Source organism: Sphingomonas sp. GM_Shp_2 (assembly GCF_026540875.1).
Classification (GTDB): Bacteria; Pseudomonadota; Alphaproteobacteria; order Sphingomonadales; family Sphingomonadaceae; genus Sphingomonas; species Sphingomonas carotinifaciens.
This window is the reverse complement of the sequence record NZ_JALNUQ010000006.1, coordinates 12,726-31,090: the sequence shown is the minus strand read 5'-3', so window position 1 is coordinate 31,090 and position 18,365 is coordinate 12,726. Positions and strand designations below refer to the sequence as shown.

The following is an 18,365-nucleotide window of genomic DNA, read 5'->3' as shown; positions in this document are numbered from 1 at the left end:
CGTGATGCTTCCCCCCGCAGCGACTACGGCCACCGGCGGCATCTCCAGCGATACCCGGCGGCTGTCGTCCAAGAACAATCTGGACAAGGCGGGCGAACAGTTCGAGGCGGTGTTCACCGGCATGATGCTGAAGGCGATGCGCCAGACCAAGCTGGGCGACACGCTGTTCGAATCAAAGGCGCTGGATACGTTTCGCGACATGCAGGACACGCAGGTCGCGCAGACCATGGCGACCGCGGCGCCGATCGGCATCGGCAAGGCGGTGACCGCCTTCCTCGCCAAATCGCAACCGGATCTTAACCAGAGTTCGCCTAACCCGGCGTCATGAGCGACCTGCTCTCCATCGGCGCGACCGGCGTCCGCGCGTATCAGACCGCGCTCACCGCGGTTGGCGAGAATATCGCCAACTCGGGGGTGTCGGGCTATGCGCGCCGCACGGTGGGGCTGAGGGAAGTCGGCATCGCCACCGGGGTCACCGCCTCCAAGTCGAGCGCGGGCGGCGGCGTGATGGTGTCGGGCATCGTGCGCGCCACCGATGTCTATGCCAGCGCCGCGGTGCGCGGGGCGACCACCGAGCTGGCCGCGACCAAGACCACCGGCACCTGGCTGGACCGCATCGAATCGACGATGACCGGGTCCGAGGTGAGCGCACGCATCACCGCATTCTTCGAATCGGCCCGCAGCCTGTCGGCCGAACCGGCATCGAACGCCCTGCGCGCGACGATGCTGGAAACCGCCGGCACCGCCGCGGCCGCGATCACCGCCACCGGACAGGCCTTTGCCCAGGCGCGCGCCGATCTGGACGATAGCGGGCATGCGGCAGCGCGCGACCTGACCTCGCTCGCCCAGTCGCTGGCGCGGGTGAATGACGGGCTCCAGCGCACCGCGACGGGAACGGCGGCATCGGCGCAGCTGGCCGATCAGCGCGACACCATCCTGTCGCAGATGAGCGAGCTGACCGATATCGGTGTGAAGGTGGACCAGATGGGCCGCGCCACGGTGACGCTGGGCAATGCGCCGGGCACACCGTTCGTCACGCTCGATCAGGTCGGATCGGTCAGCTATAATCCCAATGAAAAGAACGGCGCGACGTTCGCGCTGGCGATCAACGGGCAGGTCGGCAACATCACGCCGACCGGTGGCAAGACCGCGGGCATATTGGACAGCGCGACGCGGGTGGCGACCGCCGAGGCCGATTTCGCCGCGATCGTCACCGATTTCGTCAAAGGCGTAAACGGCAACCAGACGGAAGGGGTAGATGCCAAGGGCAATCCTGGTCGCGCCTTGTTCGCCGTCGGCACCAAGCCGACCGAGATCAGCCTGACCACGGGCGACGGCAATCTGATCGCGGCGTCGCGTGGCACCGGTGGCGCGCGCGACGCATCGAACCTGACCGCGTTGCAGAATCTGCGGATCGGCAAGGGCTGGGAATCGCAGGTCACCGGCCTGATCACCAACAATGCAACCGTGGCGCGGCAGAAGGCGACGATCGCCGATGCGCAGACCGCGATCCTGGGCGGGGCCAATACCGCCCTGTCCACGGCGACGGGCGTCAGCCTGGACAATGAGGCGGTGGAGCTGATGCGGTTCCAGCAGGCCTATTCCGCATCCAGCCGCGTGATCCAGGCCGCGCGCGACACCTTCCAGTCCATCCTGGGCATCAACTGATCGGGCGCGCGATGCAGATCTCCTCAAACCTCTTCTACAGCCAGGCGTCATCGCGGATGAACGCGCTGTCGGACCGCGCGACGACGCTCCAGACGCAGATCGCGACCGGCAAGCGCGTGCTGAGCCCGACCGACGACGCGGTCGCCACGCAGAAGATCGCGCAGTTCGACCGGCAGGATGCCGCGGACGGCGTGTACAAGACCAACCTGTCGCTGGCCGGATCGCTGATCGGGCAGGCGGACAGCGCGCTGTCGTCGATGGCGACGCAGGTACAGCGCGCCATCGAACTGACGACCAAGGCGGGCAACGGCACGCTGACCGACGCCAACCGCAAGACGATCGCCGAAGAGCTCGACTCGGTGCTCGGCACGCTGGTGACGCTCGCCAATTCGAACGATGCCCGCGGCCAGCCGCTGTTCGGCACGGCAGCGGGAATGGCGGCGGTGGAGAAGGGCGCGGCGGGCTATACCTTTCCGCCGACCGTGGTGTCGGAAATTCCGATCGCCGATGGCCAGACGATCCAGGCGACCGAGAGCGCCAAGCGTGTGTTCCAGATCGGCGATCCGGTCACCGGCACGAACACGCTGGCCGTCCTCGCCAAGCTGACCGCCGCGTTGCGGGACGGCGGCAACGTGACGGGCGCGGTGGGCGAGGCGCTCGACAAGCTGAAGACCGGCAACGAGCAGATCGCGACCGTGCAGGCGTCGCTGGGCGTACGTGCGACGCGAATCGAGATGCAGCAGGCGTTGCAGACGACCGCGGCGAACGACCGTGCCTCGCTGCGCTCCGACATCGAGGATGTCGACATCACCAGCGCGATCACCGAGATGCAGCAGATCATGACCGTGTTGCAGGCGACCCAGGCCAGCTTCACCAAATTGTCGGGCCTGTCGCTGTTCGATTACCTGAAGTAGTCGGCGCGCGCCCCCCGGGTGGGGGTGGCGGCGCCTTAAGCCGCGGTTTTCGGCGGGTTCCCCAAAAATGTCCTTGGTAACCGGATAGCTACCAAATGCGGTTAACCGTCAGGGTGAACGGCCGCAGCGGCCGACTCTGGGGAAAACCGCCACCATGTTTCCGGCAATCGGCCTCGTCATTCTGTTCGCCATGGTGTTCGGCGGTTTTGCCATCACCGGCGGCTCGCTCGGCCCCGTCTTCCACGCCATCCCGCACGAAATGCTCATTATCGGCGGCGCCGCGGTGGGTGCGCTGGTCATCGGCAATTCGGGCAAGGAGCTGAAGGCGGTTGGCGGCGGCTTGGGCAAGGTGTTCAAGGGGCCGAAGTACAAGAAGCAGGATTATCTGGACGTCATCTTCCTCGTCTCCAAGCTGATGAAGATGCTCCGCACCGAAGGGCCGATCGCGCTGGAGCCGCATGTCGAGGACCCCAAGTCCTCCAGCGTCTTTGCCGAATATCCGCGCCTGCTCTCCGACCATACGCTGACCAACCTGATCGCCGACACGCTGCGCCTCGTCGTCGTCTCCTCGGGCACGCTCGACGTGCATGCGGTGGAGGAGGTGATGGACAACTCGATCAAGACCCATCACCACGAGGTGGAGGGACCGCACACCACGCTGCAGAGCCTGGCGGACGCGTTGCCCGCGCTGGGCATCGTCGCGGCGGTGCTGGGCATCGTGAAGACGATGGGTTCGATCGACAAGCCGCCATCGGTGCTGGGCGCGATGATCGGTTCGGCGCTGGTCGGCACCTTCATGGGCGTGTTGCTGGCGTACGGCATCGTCAATCCGCTCGCCGGGCGGCTGAAGCAGATCATCGATGCGGACGCGGCGATCTATCACGTCGTCAAGCAGATCATCATCGCATCGCTGCACGGCCATCCGCAGCCGTTGGTGATCGAGGCGGCACGCTCCGGCATCGCCCACAAGAACCAGCCGGGCTTTGCCGAGGTGTTCGACGGCCTGCGGGGCCGCTGATCCCATGGCCAGAGCCCCCCACGGCAAGAACGAGCCGCCCAAGATCATCATCGTCAAGAAGATCATCGCCGATGGCCATGGCGGCCATCATGGCGGTGCGTGGAAGGTCGCCTATGCCGATTTCGTGACCGCGATGATGGCGTTCTTCCTGCTGCTCTGGCTGCTCGGTGCGACCACCGAGAAGCAGCGCAAGGGCATTGCCGATTATTTCGCGCCGACGCTGCTCGACACCAAGTCGCTGGGCGTCGGCGGCGGGGTGATGAACGGCGGCGGCGGTGCGGGCGCAGGCCGGCCGCCACCCTCGATCAGCCATATCCAGCAGGTGATCACGCCGGGCCAGGCCAGCAATGGCGGCCCGCTATACGGCACCGGCGAGAAGGGTTCGCTGCGCAATCCCGAAGCGGTGGCGCAGGAGGATCGCGAGGCGTTCAAGCGCGTGCGCTTCCAGGTGGCGCAGACGATGGAGCGCAGCAAGGCCATGGAGAAGCTGGCCAAGCAGGTGCGGTTCGTGCCCACGCAGCAGGGCCTGCGCATCGATCTGGTCGACAATGCCGATTATTCGATGTTCGCGCTGGGCACCACGACGTTGCAGCCCGAGGCATCGGCGCTGATCGGGGCGATCGCCGACGCGACCAAGGGGGTGCCCAACACGATCATGATCCGCGGGCATACCGACAGCCTGCCTTACGGCGATCCGCGCGCGATGAACAACTGGATGCTGTCGTCGGGCCGGGCAGAGGCGACGCGGCGGCGCCTGTTCGCCGGCGGTATCCCCGAGGCACGATTCGAACGGATCGAGGGCGTCGCGGACCGCGAGCCGATCATCACCGCCAATCCCGGCGACCCGCGCAACCGCCGCGTGGCGATCACCCTGCTGTACCGCAAGGGCAGTTTCGGGCGCTGACCGGACCGCCGATCGCAGCATCGGGCAGCGATCGGCAGGCGTGAAAAAGCCCGCCCGGTGGGAGACCGGGCGGGCTTTTTTCGTCACGCAAAGCTGGTCGCGGCAGCGATCAGGCCTCGGCGTCGGCCTCGGCACCCTTGCGCTTGCGGGCAGGCGCCTCGGTCTTGCCGCCGGGCTTGCGACCCAGGCCGATCTTCTTGGCCATGGCCCGGCGCGATTCCGAGTAGTTCTCGGCAACCATCGGATAGTCCGGCTTCAGGCCGTAGCGATCGCGATACTCGGCCGGCGTCAGGCCATGGGTGGCGAGGTGACGGCGCAAGGTCTTGTACGGCTTGCCGTCGATCATCGAGATGATGTGATCCTTGGACGCCAAGGACTTGCGCACCGAAACCGCGGGCGTGTGGTCGCTGGGTGCTTCCTCCGGCTGCGGCTCCGCAGTACCACCGAGCAGCGATTGCACCGTCTCGTGCATCTTGCCAAGAAACGAGGGAACTTCCTCGGCCGACGTGCGAGTATTGGGATTGCCGAGCCAAGCGATGGTCAGTTCGGTTGCAAGCTCAACAGCATTAACGTCGATTGAGTCGTCGGCCATGACACGCTCCTTGGATTGATCTGGCCGTGACGTAGCGTGCCATCGGGTGGCGTCAACCGGGCAAATAGGAGATCGGCTCGAAAAACGGCAATTTGCTCAGAAATGGGTAGCTAGTCGGACGGTGAAACTGGCCTTGCCATGATATTGCAAGTCCGATGATCGGGCAGGTGGCCGGAGCCAATGCTGTGGATCATCTGACCGAGCTTGCCAAAAGCTGATCCGTATCAGTATCGCTGAAACCTTCTTCAATCCCTGCGCTTGCGGCGATGATCCGGATCGCCCCGATATCAGTTGATCAGGATCACCTGATGGACCTACGTCGGTCGGCATCCCGCCGGGCCATGATGTCATCATCGCGAAGCATAGGCTCAACTGCGCGTCTTGTGCGCCAGCCAGTTGTCGAACGCATTCAGGGCGACGCCTGCGATCTTGGTCATTTCGGGAGGAAAGGGCGGCGGCGCCGGAGGTTCCGGCATATCGCGTTTTTCGTCATCCCCGGTTGAGGATTCGGAGCCCGAAGATGCGGCCGGCCCGGCGCGACTGATGGCGCCGGCAGCGGCGATCAGGGCGGCGGCGATCACCTGGCGACCAAGGGGACTGCGAAGCTGATCGAGCAAGGCGCTGCCAAGGCTTTGCAGAGCCGTGAGTGGGGTGCCGCCGCCTGTTTCGGTCTGCCGTGCCGCCTCGGCTGCTTTCCGCTTCCGGTTCTTCTTCTTGCCCATGACGATGCTCCGTTGGTGTGTCGATTATGTAAGACACCACAGGCGATGCGCAAGCGGAGGGGCGGGCGGCGCCGCCGGCACCGATCCGTCATTCAAAGCGTTGGTTTTGCGGAATTTATCGACCCGAGAGGATGATGATGGTGGAAAAAGGCAGCAAGACGGGCAATCGCGCCAGTCGCAGATTGGCGATCGGTCTCGGCATCGGCGCGATCCTCGCGCTGATACTGGTCGCGGTGTTCAGCATGCGTGTGGCCGAACCGGCGGGCGAGCAACGCGCGCCGCCGTCGCAGACGCGCGGCTTGGGCTGACGCCGGAGGGGCCGGGCAGAAACGACATAGGGTGTGTGGCCCTGCGGGCGGTGCTCGCGGGGCCGGGGGGTGGCGTCCCGCATCGTCATGCGTGCACGCCACCACGCGCATCAACCGGGAACGAAAAAGCCCGGCCCCGTCGGTGACGGAGCCGGGCCTGATCGTCAGGAGTCTGAGCTTAGGAAGACTGCTGCAAATTCACCGCTGCGTACTTGCCGCGGCGATCAACCTCGATCTCGAACGACAGGCGATCGCCCTCGTTGAGCGAGCTCATTCCCGCACGCTCGACCGCCGAGATGTGCACAAAGGCATCGGGCTGGCCGTCATCGCGCTGAATGAAGCCGAAGCCCTTCATCGCGTTGAAGAACTTGACGGTGCCCGTCGCCTTCTCACCGGTCAGCTGACGCTGCGGTCCACCGGCGCCACCGGCACCGCCGCGAGGCGCACCGAAGCCACCTTCGCGCGGCTCGCGGGGTTCGCGCGGCGCGCGATCCTGCACCGGCATCGGCTCGCCCTCGATCTTCAGCTCGGTGGCCGAGATGCGGCCGCCGCGATCGACAAGCGTGAAGCCCAGCGGCTGACCTTCGGCCAGACCGGTCAGGCCGGCCTGTTCGACTGCTGAGATGTGCACAAACACGTCCTCGCCGCCGTCATCGCGAACGACGAAGCCGAAGCCCTTCTGGCCGTTGAAGAACTTTACGACGCCGGTGCCTTCGCCGACAACCTGGGGAGGCATGCCGCGACCGCCGCCGAAGCCGCCGCCGAAATCGTCGCCGCCGCCGCCGAAGCTGTCGCGCTTGTCACGCCCACGTCCGCCACGATGCCCGCGGCTGCCTTTGTCGAAACTCATAAGCCCTATTCGTCTTCCCGGTTCGCCCGCAAATCCAATCCTGAAAAACCGAGCGCCGGACGATAGCGCGGTTTTTCGGCGCCGAATCTTTTGCGCCTTATCTCCAGCCATAGCGCACAACGCCACGTCTCGCGAATAAATTCGTGCGCGTTCCTGTCATTTCGCTGAATAAACGATGCTTTGTTGCTCTCACGGCACAATGTGCATTGATGTTTTTCCTAAATTTTCGATTGCAACGCACCGATTGCTGTCGGTCGTGGAGGTACAGAGCGGCATTGAGCCGGCGCCGTCGCGGCGCTAGGGCAGAATGCATGACCGTTCACCTGCACGAAGAAGACATCCCCGCCGACCTGTTCGCACCCGGCGCCGCCATTGCGGTGGATACCGAGACGATGGGCCTGATCACGCCGCGCGACCGGTTGTGCGTGGTGCAACTGTCCGACGGCGGCGCGGACGAGCATCTGGTGCGCTTCGGACCGGGTAGCGACTATGCCGCGCCCAACCTGCGCGCGCTGTTGTCCGACCCCGACCGGCTGAAGCTGTATCATTTCGGGCGGTTCGATATCGCGGCGATCCGGCATTATCTGGGCGTGGTCGCCGGGCCGGTTTACTGCACCAAGATCGCCTCGCGGCTGGTGCGGACCTATACCGATCGGCACGGGCTGAAGGAGCTGGTGCGCGAACTGCTGGGGCAGGAACTGTCCAAGGCACAGCAATCGTCCGATTGGGGGGCGCCCGAATTGTCCGAGGCGCAAAAGGAATATGCCGCCTCCGACGTGCGTTACCTGCACCGGTTGAAGGCGGAACTGGACCGGCGGCTGGTGCGTGAAGGACGGATGGAGATCGCACAAGCGTGCTTCGACTTCCTGCCGGCGCGTGCGGAACTGGACCTGGCCGGCTGGCCCGAGATCGACATCTTCGCCCACGCCTGAGGGAGCGCGCATCCATGTCCGCCATCGCCGAGCGCGAACGATCGCAGCGTCAGATCTGGGCGGCGCCGGGCAGCCGGCACGACCGGGTGATCGCGGTCGCGCGCTGGCTGTTGCCGGCGTCGATCGGGGTGCTGGCGGCATTTCTGGTGATGGCGCCGGTCTATTCGTCGGGCGATGTGTCGTTCGTGCTGGACAAGAACAAGGTCGAGGTGGCGAAGGAGCGCTTGAAGATCCAGGCGGCGCAGTATCGCGGGCAGGATACGAAGGGGCAGCCGTTCGAGCTGACCGCGGGATCGGCGTTGCAGCGCAGTTCGGCCGAACCGGTGGTGCAACTGCGTCAGTTGGCAGCGGAAATCCGGCTGAGCGACGGCCCCGCCAGCATTCGCGCGAACACCGGGCGCTATGACATGCGCACCGAGCAGGTGCGGCTGGACGGACCGCTGAACGTGCAGTCCGAGGGCGGCTATTCGCTGCAAACGCGCGATGCGACGGTGGACCTGCACCAGCGCACGCTGGAAAGCGGCAGCGCGGTGACGGGACGGACCAAGCAGGGCACGTTCAGCGCCAACAAATTGCGCGCCAACCTGGAGGACAGAACGGTGACGCTGGACGGCAATGCACGCTTGCGGATCGTGCCGTAAAAGCCGAGATAGCGCGCCATGCAGACGCACCTCGCATCCGTTCTTCTGGCTCCCGCCCTTTTGACGGTGACCGTCGCGCTGGCGGGGCCCGCCGTCGCGCAGCAGCGGCACAACAGCCGCGCACCGATCGATTTCGGGGCGGATCACATCGAGTTGCAGGACAAGGCGAACCGCGCCGTGCTGGTCGGCAACGTATCGGTGCGCCAGGCGGAGATGACGCTGAACGCGGCGCGGATGACGGTGGCCTATACCGGCCAGGTGATCGGGGGTAATCCGCAGGTGTCGCGACTGGATGCATCGGGCAGCGTCGTCGTGCGCCGACCGGACCAGACCGCGCGCAGCCAATATGCGATCTACGATCTCAATCGCCGGGTGATCACCATGCTGGGCGGCGTGTCGCTGACCCAGGGCGGGAATACGGTGAATGGCGGGCGGCTGACGATCAACATGGATACCGGCCGCGCGGTGATCGACGGTTCGGCGGTGGCCGGTGGCGGTAACAACGGTGCGGCGGCGCCGAACGGCACGACGCGCACGAACGGCCGGGTGACCGGCACCTTCTCGGTGCCCGACCGCAACTGATCGTCAAATTTGCAGGCGTGCGCCGCCGGTCGTAAAGGACGCGATGTGATGGACCAGACAGACGCTCCCGATACGATCCAGCAGGCGCGGCCCACGCCCGAGCCGATCGCCGAGCCGCCGGTGTCGCGCGGCCTGCAGGTGGTGTCGATCGCCAAGAGCTACGACAAGCGCGTGGTGCTGACCGACGTTTCGGTGTCGGTCGGGCGCGGCGAGGTGATCGGTCTGCTGGGCCCGAACGGGGCGGGCAAGACGACCTGCTTCTATTCGGTGATGGGACTGGTGAAGCCCGATTCGGGGCGCATCATGCTGGACGGCGACGATATCACCGGCCTGCCCATGTATCGCCGTGCGGTGCTGGGGCTGGGCTATCTGCCGCAGGAAACCAGCATCTTTCGCGGGCTTTCCATCGAAAAGAACATCCTGACGGTGCTGGAGCTGTCCGAACCCGATCCGAAGGCGCGGGCGGAAAAGCTGGACCGGCTGCTGGAGGAGTTCGGGCTGACCCGGCTGCGCGCTGCGCCCGCCATGGCATTGTCGGGCGGCGAGCGGCGCCGAGCGGAGATTGCGCGCGCGCTGGCCGCCGATCCGTCGATCATGCTGCTCGACGAGCCATTCGCCGGCATCGACCCGATCTCGATCGCCGACATCCGCGATCTGGTGAAGGACCTGAAGCGCCGCGACATCGGCGTGCTGATCACCGACCATAATGTCCGCGAAACGCTGGACATCGTCGACCGCGCCTACATCATCTACGACGGGCGCGTGCTGTTTACCGGATCGCCCGCCGAACTGGTCGCCGATGCCAATGTGCGGCGGCTGTATCTGGGCGAGGGCTTCTCGCTGTAGCGCGATGGCGGCAGGCGGCGTCCTTCCCCTGCCATGGCGGCGCGGATGAGCCTCGCGCCCCGCCTCGATATTCGTCAAAGCCAGTCGCTGGTGATGACGCCGCAGTTGCAGCAGGCGATCAAGCTGCTGACGCTGTCCAACCTGGAGATCGAGGCGTTCATCGCCGACGAGGTGGAGCGCAACCCGTTGCTGGAGGCGCCCGCCACCGACGAGGTGGTGCGGCCCGAACGGGTCGAGCGCGATGCGCCGGCGGGGGCGGACGAGCTGGTGGCGGGCACGGCTCCGGCGGAGGATCGTGCGCTGGACCTCGACTATGCCACCGAAAGCCATCAGCAGGACAGCGTGAGCGACGGCGGGGCGGCGCTGGACGGCGCCCTGGGCCTGACCGGTGGCGGCGGCGGGGCGATGGGGGCCGAGGCGCCCGACCTGGATACGCTGTCCGAGGGCGAGGTGAGTCTGGGCGAGCATCTGGCGGCGCAGGCGGCGGTGGCGGTCGGCGGGGCGGATGCGTTCATCGCGGCGCACCTGATCGACCAGATCGACGAGGCGGGGTATCTGACCGTGGCCACCGCGGAGATCGCCGCGCGGTTGGGCGTGGAGGCCGAGCGGGTGGAGGCGGTGCTGGCCATCGTCCAGACCTTCGACCCTACCGGCGTCGGCGCGCGCGACCTGGGCGAATGCCTGGCGATCCAGGCGCGCGAGGCGGACCGCTACGACCCGTGCATGGCGCGGCTGCTGGATCATCTGGACCTGCTGGCGCGCGGTGATCTCGGCCGGTTGAAGCGCATCTGCGGCGTCGATGACGAGGACATGGCGGACATGATCCGCGAGCTGCGCGGCTACGACCCCAAGCCGGGATGCCGTTATGGCGGCGAGGCGATGCAGGCGGTGGTGCCCGACCTGTTCGTCGCGCGCACCAGAAATGGCTGGGGGATCGAGCTGAACGTCGCGACCCTGCCGCGGGTGCTGGTCAACCGGCGCTATTATCATGAGCTGTCGCATGGGCCGCAGGACAAGGCATCCAAGGCGTGGCTGAACGATTGCCTGGCGAGCGCCAACTGGCTGATCAAGGCGCTGGACCAGCGGCAGCGCACGATCATCCGGGTCGCGACCGAGATCGTGAAGCAGCAGGAGGCGTTTTTCCTGCACGGCGTGGCGCATCTGAAGCCGCTGACGCTGGCAAAGGTGGCCGAGGCGATCGAGATGCACGAATCGACGGTCAGCCGGGTGACGAGCAACAAATATCTGAGCTGTGCGCGCGGGCTGTTCGAGCTGAAATACTTCTTCACCTCGGCGATTCAGGCGGCGGACGGGGGCGACGCGGTATCGGCGGAGGCGGTGAAGAGCGCGATCCGCGCGCTGATCGCGGGCGAGGGGGCCAAGATCCTGTCGGACGATACGCTGGTCGAGCTGTTGCAGGCCAAGGGCTTCGACATCGCGCGGCGCACGGTGGCCAAGTACCGGGAGGCCATGGGAATCGGCAGTTCCGTGCAGCGGCGGCGGGCCCGGGCGCTGGCGGGGTAGGGGTTGCCAAGCAGCGCAGCACTGCTGGGCGCCCCCTCACCCTTCCCACTGCCTGGCGGCAGCGGGCCCCTTCCCTCTCCACCAAACGGGAGAGGGTGTTTTAGATCGCGGCCAGGGCCTGTTCGAAGTCGGCGATGAGGTCGTCGGCGTCCTCCACGCCGATCGAGATGCGCACCAGATTGTCGGTGATGGCGAGCGCGGCCTTGCGTTCGTCGGGGACGGACAGGTGCGTCATCGCCGCCGGATGGCTGGCAAGCGTCTCGGTGCCGCCCAGGCTGACCGCCAGCTTGGCGATGCGCAGCGCGTCGAGGAAGCGGAACGCCTCCGCCTCGCCGCCTTTCAGGTAGAGCGAGAAGGTGGAGCCGGCGCCGGTGCAGTGGCGGTCGTAGATATCCTGCTGGCGCGGGTCGGTGATGAAGCCGAGATAGCCCATCCGCTCCACCTTCGGGTGATCGCGCAGATAGGCGCAGACCCTGGCGGCGTTCTCGCCGGCGCGGCTCATGCGGAGTTCCAGCGTCTCCAGGCTGCGGAGCAGCATCCAGGCGGTGTTGGGGTCGCAGATCGTGCCGATCGTGTTGCGCATCGAGCGGACGGTGTTGATCAGCGCCTTCGACCCCAGCACGCCGCCCGCGACCAGATCGGAATGGCCGCCGGCATATTTGGTGAGGCTGTAGACGACGAGATCGGCGCCGTGGCGCAGCGGCTGTTGCCAGAGCGGCCCCAGAAAGGTGTTGTCGATCGCGATCGGCGGCCGGTTCTCGCCGGGGAAGCGGGCGTCGCGGGCGGCGACCACCGCCTCGATATCGACCAGCACATTGGTGGGGTTCGCCGGGCTTTCCAGATAGATGAGCGCGATGCGGCCGTCGCCGGCGCGTTCCAGCACGCCCTCTATCTCCTCACGGGTGGCGCCGGCGGGGAAGTCGAGCCACTTGACCCCGAAACGGCCGAGCACGCGGCCGATCAGCGTTTCGGTGGCGGCATAGAGCGGGCCGGAATGAACGATGGTGTCGCCGGGCTGGACCAGCGACAGGAACAGCGTGGCGATCGCGGCCATGCCGCTGGAAAAGGCCAGCGCGTCCTCCGCCTCCTCCCAGATGGCGAGGCGATCCTCGAGTATTTCCTGATTGGGGCCGTTGAAGCGGGAATAGACCAGACCCTCCGCGCCGCCGGGCCGCTTGCCGGTCACGCCCTCGAAATGGCGTTTGCCGGCGGCGGCGTTGGGGAAGACGAAGGTCGAGGTGAGAAAGATCGGCGGTTTCAGCGAGCCTTCCGACAGGGTCGGGTCATAGCCATGGCCCATCATCATCGTGGCGGGTTTCAGCTTGCGGGCGCCGAGCGTACGGGGCTCGGCCTTGGGCGCATTGGGCTGGGGCGTGCCGGTGAGATCGGATTCGTCGGGCATGCGCTGGTCTCCTGCGAAGGGGGCCGCCTCTGTCGGGCGGGATGGGGGCAGGGGAGCGGCGGCGATGGGGGAAGGGAAAGGGCGTGATTCGCGGCACTTGCTCGGTTCACCCGCGGAAGTGGACACTACGTCCCCCCTTGCGTGTCCACTTACCTTTTTTGCAATCGTGCTGGTTGGAAGAAGGTGGAGGGAGCGAGCCTGACCCATGACCGGAACATAGCGGAAACGGGGTGTGTAGGACAGCGCCTCCTTCCGCGCCGCGTGCCGGGGGGCTTGGCCCGTACGATCGCGATCGTGTCCGGTTCTAGTCGGGCAGGCCGATCAGGCTGATCTGGCGGCCGTAGGAGGGTTCGGCGCGGTGGGTGGCGCGGCGGTAGCTGAAGTAGCGGTCGGCCTGCGCGTAGGTATCCTGGCCGAGTGCGGCGACGCGGGTGATGCCGGCGGCGGCGAGGCGGTGGGCGACATAGGCTTCGAGATCGAAGCGGTGGTGGTCGGCACGCGCCGGCTGGAAGAAGCGCTCGTTGGCGGGGTCGGCGGCGGTAAAGCGGGCCAGGAAGGCGGCGTCGATCTCGTAGCTGGTGCGGGCGATGCAGGGGCCGATCGCGGCGACGATGCGGGCACGGTCGGCGCCGAGCGCCTCCATCGCGGCGAGGGTGGCGTCGGTCACGCCGGCAAGCGCGCCCTTCCATCCGGCATGGGCGGCGCCGATGACGCCCGCATGGGCATCGGCGAAGAGGACGGGGGCGCAGTCGGCGGTGAGGATGCCGAGAAGGAGGCCGGGGCGGTCGGTGACGAGGGCGTCCCCTTCGGGTCGGACATCGTCCTCGGGCGCGGTGCGCAGGGTGACGGCCTCGGCGGAGTGGATCTGGTAGAGGGTGACGAGGCGGGCGCCGGGGAGGACCGCGTCGCGGGCGCGGGTGCGGTTTTCCTGCACGGCGTCGCGATCGTCCTCCGAACCGAGGCCGACGTTCAGGCCGTTGTGGAGGCCCGTGGAGACGCCGCCGGCTCGGCCGAGGAAGCCGTGGGGGATAGGGGTGAGGAGCGGGGTGGTTAGGGGGGTTATGGTCATGTTTGGGGTTCCGGCATTATTTCCCTCTCCCCGGTGGAGAGAGGAGTGTTGGGTCGGTCATGCCCCCGGCATGACCTGAACAGCGCGGGGCGCTGTTCACCTGATGCTCCCCGGAGGGGAGAGGGCTTTTTCTTGTTATAGGGGCAGGCGCATTATGCGGTCTTCGTCGATCGTGTCGCCGACCGCGAAGTCGTAGCGGCCGACATCCTGGAAGCCGTAGCGGGCGTAGAAGCGCTTGGCGCGGTGGTTGTCGACAAAGACCGAGAGCAGCATTTCGGACGCGCCATGCGCGGTGGCGTGGGCGAGTGCCCAGTCCATCAGGGCGGGGCCGATGCCGGCGCCGAGCCATGGCTGGCGCACGTAAAGCTGGTGGAGTTCGATCGCGTTCGCCGACCACTCGCCGGGAAAGGCGACGGGGCCGAGCTTGGCGAAACCGGCAATGCGGTCGCCGTCCAGCGCCACCTGAATGTGCCAGCCGGGGCGGCCGATCTGGGCGGGGAGGCCGGCGGGGCCGAACGCTTCGTCGAGGAAGGTGGCGAGGTCGCCGGCGCCGTAGAGGGTGCCGAAGGTTTCGGTAAAGGCGGCGCGCGCGCAGGCGGCGAGCGCGTCGGCATCCTCCGCGCGGGCGGGGCGGTAGCGGATCATTCGCCGTATCCGGCCGGCACCGGCCAGTCGGGCCGGGTGATGGCAAGCGCGCGGAACAGCGTGCCCATCGCGTCCATCAGCCGGGTCCGGTCGGCGAGCAGCGCGTCCGCCCTGTCGGGCGTGCGGCGCGCGAGCGCGGCGGTGCGCTGGTCGATGCCGAGCTGGCCGAGCAGGTCGCGCTGGGTGACGGGGCCGAAGGCGGTGGCGCCGGCGCTCTGCGCGGCGGCGGCGAGCGTGGTGAAATCGACATGCGCGGACAGGTCGTGTTCGCCCGGCGCCTCATAGGGGTTGGCGAAGGCGTGGCCGCGCACCGCCTGCAACGTGTCGGCGAGTGCGGGGCCCTCATAGCCATAGTCGATGGCGAGCATCGCGCCGCCCTGCGCGACGATCCGGGCGGCGAGGCTGCGCATGATCGCGACCGAATGGGGCGACACCTCGATGATCGAGCCGGGGGCGGCATCGCGTAAAGGCTCGGGGATGACCGCGATCGGCACGGCCGGGCCGGCGATGGGGAGGAACAGCGTATCCTGCGCCGCGATCAGGCGTTCGTGCCACCCCTCGCCGCGCCGGACCAGCTGGCGGATGGGAAGCGCGTCGAAAAATTCGTTGGCGACGACGATCAGCGCAGGCTCGGTGGGCAGCGTGTCCACCGTGTCGTGCCAGGTCGCGTGCGGCACGCGCGCCCTTTGGGCGTCGCGCAGTGCAGGGCTGGTCTCGACGAAATGGACGGGGGGCGCGAGCCCGGCCCTGTTCATCGCCCGCAGCGCATCGGCGGCAAGCGTGCCGCGGCCGGGGCCGAGTTCGACCCAGGCGACCTCCGGACGGCCGGCGCGGTCCCATAGGTCGGCGCACCACAGGCCGATCAGTTCGCCGAACATCTGGCTGATCTCGGGACTGGTGGTGAAGTCGCCGCCGGTGCCCAGCGGATCGCGGCTGGCGTAATAGTGCGCGTTGGCCGCGGCCATGTACTGCGACAGCGGGATCGGGCCAGCGAGCGCGATGGCGCGGGCCATGCGCTCGGGCAGAGCCTCCTCGGCGGTGCGGACGAAATTGGCCGGGGGGATCAGGGGGGAGTCGGACGACATTCAGGCGACGCTGTTCGGGCCGGCGATCGGCTCTACCCGCTGGCGGCGCTTCGGCGCGGTGAGGACGAGGTACAGGCCGCCGGCGATCATCGGCACGCACAGCCACTGGCCCATATGGAGGCCGGTCTGTTCGGCAAATGCCCGCAACTGGCTGTCGGGTTCGCGGAAAAATTCGACGGTGAAGCGAGCCAGGCCATAGCCGAGCACGAACAGGCCGACGAGCCGGCCCGGCTCGTAGCGTGCCTTTGTGCGCCAGAAGGCGAACCACAGGACGGCAAAGAGCAGGAGGCCCTCAAGCCCCGCCTCGTAGAGCTGGCTGGGATGGCGGGCGGGATCGGGGATGCCGAAGGGCACGGTGCGCGGAAAGACGATCGCCCAGGGCACGTCGGTCGGTTTGCCCCAGAGTTCGCCGTTCACGAAATTCGCCAGCCGGCCGAAGAACAGGCCGAAGGGAACGCAGCAGGCGATATAGTCATGGACGCGCAGCCAATCGAGCTTGTGCTTGCGCGCGAACAGGATGAGGCCGAGCGAGGTGCCGATCACCCCGCCATGGAAGCTCATGCCGCCGTCCCACAGCCGCAGGATGCGCAGCGGGTGGAGGATCATTTCCGGCGCGTAGAACAGCACATAGCCGATACGGCCGCCCAGGATGATGCCGAGCGTGGCGTAGAACACCAGATCGTCGGCATGGCGCCGCGCCATCGGGGCACCCGGTTGGGCCAGCAGCTTCAACAGATACCACCAGCCGATGAGAATGCCGGCGATATAGGCCAGGCTGTACCAGCGCAGCGTGAAGAAGCCGATCGAGAAGACATCCGGGTGCAATCCCAGATCCTCGAAGCGGATATGGCCGGTGGCGGCCGCGAGCAGTTCGATCAAGGCTTTTCCCTCATGGTCCGCGTCTGCATAGTGGCGGGCAACGGCAAGACCAAGAGCCCGATAAAGGAGAGAGCGATGCGGACCGAGCTGGACGGGCGGATGGACGCGGCGGTGGCGGCGCTGACCGGCGCGGGCGGGCCGCTGGCGCTGGGCTCGATCACCAGACAAGGGCTCGACCTGCCGGTGATCGCGGCGGCACCGCCCAGCCTGCCCGCCTATTTCGCGCATTTTTGTGCGCAGCATGGTGCGGCGACCTTTCTGGTATCGGGCGAGGAGCGGCTGAGCTTTACCGAGACCTATGATGCCGCGGTGCTGGTGGCGAACGGGCTGGCGGCGCGCGGGGTGAGGAAGGGCGACCGGGTGGGCATCGCGATGCGCAACTCGCCGGCGTGGATCGTGACCTATATGGGCGTGCTGATCGCGGGCGGGGTCGCGACGCTGTTGAACGGATGGTGGCAGGCGGACGAGCTGGGGCAGGCGACGCGCGACGTGGCATGCGCGCTGATCGTGGCCGACCTGCCACGGGCCAAGCGGTTGGAGGGGGTGGCCGATCTGGCCGCGCCGGTGCTGGTGCTGGACGACCATCTGCCGCTGGGACAGGCACTGGGCCCGCTGATGGCGCCGGAGGAAGGCGATGCGGTGCCGCTGCCCGCGGTGGGGCCGGACGATCACGCCACGATCCTGTTCACCAGCGGATCGACCGGGCGGTGCAGGGGGGCGCTGTCCGACCACCGGGCGGTGGTGCAGGGGACGTTCAACTTCCTGACCCAGGCGATGACGATGCTGAGCATCGCCACCGCCGACGGCAACCCGCCGCAAGGGCAGCCGGCCACGCTGCTGAGCCTGCCGCTGTTCCACGTCACCGCCGAGGTGCCAGTGATGCTGCAAAGCTTCGCCATGGGGCGCAAGCTGGTCCTGATGCCGAAATGGGATGCGCAGGAGGCGATGCGGCTGATCGCGGCGGAGCGCGTGACCTATTTCGTGGGCGTGCCGCTGATGGGGCTGGAGATGCTGAACCATCCGAGCCGTGGTCAGTACGACCTGTCGTGCCTGGTCGACCTGGCGGCGGGCGGCGCGCCGCGGCCGGTGGAGCATGTGCGGCGCATCGCGGCCGAGATGGGCGGGACGGCGCCGCTGATCGGTTATGGCCTGACCGAGACCAACGCGACGGGATCGGGCAACTGGCGCTCCAACTATCTGGCGAAGCCCGATTCGGCGGGGCGCGCCTCGCCGCCGCTCGTGGAGCTGAGAATCGTCGACGATGACGGGCGGCCGGTCGCCCAGGGGGCGCGCGGCGAGGTGGCGATCCGGTCGGTCGCGAACTTCCGGGAATATTGGGGGCAGCCGGAGGCCACCGCGGCGGCCTTTACCGCGGACGGCTTCTTCCGGACGGGCGATATCGGCCTGCTGGATGCGGACGGCTATCTGTTCATCGTCGATCGCAAGAAGGACATCATCATCCGCGGCGGCGAGAACATCAGCTGTCAGGAGGTGGAGGCGGCGCTCTATGCGCATGCCGGGGTGGCCGAGGCGGCGGTGTTCGGGCTGGAGGATGCGCGCATGGGCGAGGTGCCGGGCGCGGTCGTCCACCTGCACGACGGTGCGGACGTGGATGCGGCCGGGCTGGAGGCGTTTCTGGGCGAGCATCTGGCGGCGTTCAAGGTGCCGCGCCGCATCTGGATCGTCGACGAGGCGCTGCCCCGGCTGGGCACCGAGAAGATCGACAAGGTGACGCTGAAGGCGCGGTACCGGGCGCTGGTGGCGGTCTGATTGGGTCGCTAAGG

General features: G+C 67.4%; 20 protein-coding genes. 12 read left to right on the top strand and 8 right to left on the bottom strand.

What is annotated here, in order from left to right; all coding sequences use genetic code 11:
• Positions 1–4: 4 nt before the first annotated feature.
• The 5 genes from OXR08_RS03485 (at position 5) to OXR08_RS03465 (ending at position 4,504) form a co-directional block, all read left to right on the top strand.
• Positions 5–328 carry a rod-binding protein gene (locus OXR08_RS03485; protein ID WP_112381822.1) on the top strand — a complete coding sequence of 108 codons (324 nt, stop codon included), beginning with the start codon at positions 5–7 and terminating at the stop codon, positions 326–328.
• Positions 325–1,668, top strand: coding sequence for a flagellar hook-associated protein FlgK (gene flgK, locus OXR08_RS03480; RefSeq protein WP_267347673.1), 1,344 nt, complete (start codon positions 325–327; stop codon positions 1,666–1,668). The genes OXR08_RS03485 and flgK overlap by 4 nt, the downstream gene beginning before the upstream one ends.
• Positions 1,669–1,679: 11 nt before the next feature.
• Positions 1,680–2,582: a flagellin gene (locus OXR08_RS03475; protein ID WP_267347671.1), complete on the top strand. Its 903-nt coding sequence runs from the start codon at positions 1,680–1,682 to the stop codon at positions 2,580–2,582.
• Positions 2,583–2,736: 154 nt separating this feature from the next.
• A complete protein-coding gene (gene motA / locus OXR08_RS03470) occupies positions 2,737–3,600 on the top strand; it encodes a flagellar motor stator protein MotA (protein ID WP_112381648.1) in 864 nt (287 codons plus the stop codon).
• Positions 3,601–3,604: 4 nt separating this feature from the next.
• On the top strand, positions 3,605–4,504 hold the full coding sequence (locus OXR08_RS03465) for a flagellar motor protein MotB (protein WP_112381647.1): 900 nt from the start codon (positions 3,605–3,607) through the stop codon (positions 4,502–4,504).
• A 109-nt stretch (positions 4,505–4,613) separates the two neighbouring features.
• Here the strand turns inward: OXR08_RS03465 and OXR08_RS03460 are convergent, their stop codons facing one another.
• Positions 4,614–5,096, bottom strand: a complete 483-nt coding sequence (locus tag OXR08_RS03460) for a MucR family transcriptional regulator (RefSeq protein ID WP_112381646.1) — start codon at positions 5,094–5,096, stop codon at positions 4,614–4,616.
• Between the two features lie 368 nt (positions 5,097–5,464).
• On the bottom strand, positions 5,465–5,818 hold the full coding sequence (locus OXR08_RS03455) for a hypothetical protein (RefSeq protein WP_267347666.1): 354 nt from the start codon (positions 5,816–5,818) through the stop codon (positions 5,465–5,467).
• Between the two features lie 131 nt (positions 5,819–5,949).
• Between OXR08_RS03455 and OXR08_RS03450 the strand changes: the two genes are divergently transcribed.
• A complete protein-coding gene (locus tag OXR08_RS03450; protein ID WP_160146734.1) occupies positions 5,950–6,126 on the top strand; it encodes a hypothetical protein in 177 nt (58 codons plus the stop codon).
• A 178-nt stretch (positions 6,127–6,304) separates the two neighbouring features.
• On the opposite strand, the gene OXR08_RS18605 is transcribed toward OXR08_RS03450, so the two are convergent.
• Positions 6,305–6,976, bottom strand: a complete 672-nt coding sequence (locus OXR08_RS18605) for a cold-shock protein (protein ID WP_276589316.1) — start codon at positions 6,974–6,976, stop codon at positions 6,305–6,307.
• 311 nt (positions 6,977–7,287) lie between these two features.
• Between OXR08_RS18605 and OXR08_RS03435 the strand changes: the two genes are divergently transcribed.
• The 5 genes from OXR08_RS03435 to rpoN are packed head-to-tail and all read left to right on the top strand — an operon-like array spanning position 7,288 to position 11,501.
• The gene (locus OXR08_RS03435; RefSeq protein ID WP_112381643.1) at positions 7,288–7,908 is read left to right on the top strand and encodes a ribonuclease D; all 621 of its coding nucleotides are present in this window, start codon (positions 7,288–7,290) and stop codon (positions 7,906–7,908) included.
• Positions 7,909–7,922: 14 nt separating this feature from the next.
• Positions 7,923–8,549 (top strand): LPS export ABC transporter periplasmic protein LptC, encoded by a 627-nt coding sequence (gene lptC / locus OXR08_RS03430; protein ID WP_267347663.1) that lies wholly within the window; start codon positions 7,923–7,925, stop codon positions 8,547–8,549.
• A gap of 18 nt (positions 8,550–8,567) precedes the next feature.
• Entirely contained in the window at positions 8,568–9,131 is a 564-nt protein-coding gene (locus OXR08_RS03425) for an LptA/OstA family protein (RefSeq protein ID WP_267347661.1), read from the top strand.
• 48 nt (positions 9,132–9,179) lie between these two features.
• Positions 9,180–9,977: an LPS export ABC transporter ATP-binding protein gene (gene lptB, locus OXR08_RS03420; RefSeq protein ID WP_211368563.1), complete on the top strand. Its 798-nt coding sequence runs from the start codon at positions 9,180–9,182 to the stop codon at positions 9,975–9,977.
• Positions 9,978–10,022: 45 nt separating this feature from the next.
• Positions 10,023–11,501, top strand: coding sequence for an RNA polymerase factor sigma-54 (rpoN, locus tag OXR08_RS03415; protein ID WP_267347659.1), 1,479 nt, complete (start codon positions 10,023–10,025; stop codon positions 11,499–11,501).
• A 100-nt stretch (positions 11,502–11,601) separates the two neighbouring features.
• Here the strand turns inward: rpoN and OXR08_RS03410 are convergent, their stop codons facing one another.
• The 5 genes from OXR08_RS03410 to lgt all read right to left on the bottom strand — a co-directional run bounded on the left by OXR08_RS03410 (position 11,602) and on the right by lgt (position 16,581).
• Positions 11,602–12,903 (bottom strand): cystathionine gamma-synthase family protein, encoded by a 1,302-nt coding sequence (locus tag OXR08_RS03410; protein ID WP_267347657.1) that lies wholly within the window; start codon positions 12,901–12,903, stop codon positions 11,602–11,604.
• A 304-nt stretch (positions 12,904–13,207) separates the two neighbouring features.
• Complete coding sequence (pgeF, locus tag OXR08_RS03405; protein ID WP_267347655.1) at positions 13,208–13,972, bottom strand: peptidoglycan editing factor PgeF; 765 nt, start codon at positions 13,970–13,972, stop codon at positions 13,208–13,210.
• 135 nt (positions 13,973–14,107) lie between these two features.
• Complete coding sequence (locus OXR08_RS03400; RefSeq protein WP_267347653.1) at positions 14,108–14,617, bottom strand: GNAT family N-acetyltransferase; 510 nt, start codon at positions 14,615–14,617, stop codon at positions 14,108–14,110.
• Positions 14,614–15,702, bottom strand: coding sequence for an SAM-dependent methyltransferase (locus OXR08_RS03395; protein ID WP_267347651.1), 1,089 nt, complete (start codon positions 15,700–15,702; stop codon positions 14,614–14,616). Before OXR08_RS03395 ends, OXR08_RS03400 begins: the two co-directional genes overlap by 4 nt.
• The gene (gene lgt / locus OXR08_RS03390) at positions 15,703–16,581 is read right to left on the bottom strand and encodes a prolipoprotein diacylglyceryl transferase (protein ID WP_112381636.1); all 879 of its coding nucleotides are present in this window, start codon (positions 16,579–16,581) and stop codon (positions 15,703–15,705) included. It abuts the gene before it with no gap.
• A 75-nt stretch (positions 16,582–16,656) separates the two neighbouring features.
• On the opposite strand from lgt, the gene OXR08_RS03385 reads away from it, so the two are divergent.
• Positions 16,657–18,351 (top strand): class I adenylate-forming enzyme family protein, encoded by a 1,695-nt coding sequence (locus OXR08_RS03385; RefSeq protein ID WP_267347648.1) that lies wholly within the window; start codon positions 16,657–16,659, stop codon positions 18,349–18,351.
• Positions 18,352–18,365 lie beyond the last annotated feature (14 nt).